This is a genomic window from Bartonella sp. AA81SXKL (genome assembly GCF_042196945.1).
In the GTDB taxonomy this organism is placed as follows: domain Bacteria; phylum Pseudomonadota; class Alphaproteobacteria; order Rhizobiales; family Rhizobiaceae; genus Bartonella.
In genome coordinates, this window is sequence record NZ_JBHIRH010000203.1 from 1 (window position 1) to 758 (window position 758).

The 758-nt window shown below is 39.6% G+C and carries 1 protein-coding gene; it reads left to right on the forward strand.

The window, feature by feature from the left end:
• Positions 1 to 642 (forward strand): type I methionyl aminopeptidase (gene map / locus ACFINZ_RS10600; RefSeq protein WP_375701493.1); only part of this gene is annotated, 642 nt, incomplete at its 5' end.
• Between the last annotated feature and the right edge of the window lie 116 nt (positions 643 to 758).

Below are 758 nucleotides of genomic sequence, written 5' to 3' on the forward strand. Positions count from 1 at the left end.
GGAGCGGAGCGAGGAGCCCTTCCTGCTGACTTGAATTATCATGGATACGGTTATTCATGCTGTACATCCATCAATCACGTTGTTTGTCATGGTATCCCCAATAAGAGACCCTTGCAAGAAGGCGATATTGTCAATGTTGATGTAACCTTTATTCTGGATGGCTGGCATGGTGATTCAAGCCGCATGTATCCTGTTGGAAAAATCAGACGTGCTGCAGAACGCTTGCTAAAGATAACCTATGAAAGCCTTATGAGAGGAATTGCCGCAGTCAAACCCGGAGCAACCACAGGTGATATTGGTGCAGCAATTCAGCGCTATGCGGAATCTGAACGGTGCTCAATTGTGAGAGACTTTTGTGGACATGGAATCGGTCAGCTTTTTCATGATGCTCCGAATATTCTGCATTATGGAAACCCTGGAGAAGGAATAGAACTCAAACAAGGTATGATGTTTACAATTGAACCGATGATTAATCTTGGTAAACCACAAGTTAAGATTTTATCTGATGGCTGGACTGCCGTTACACGTGATAGATCTCTTACTGCACAGTATGAACATACAATTGGTGTAACAAACGAAGGTTGCGAAATATTTACGCAATCTCCTAAAAATATTTTTTATATTTCAAATTCATATGTCTAAATAAATGTAGAAATGTCATGGCTAAAAAGTTAAGTAAAAAGGGAGATATTCAAAGAGATCATTTTGCATTAATCTCAAGTTTCCCACTTAATCAAACACCAGAAACAAAAAGTGAA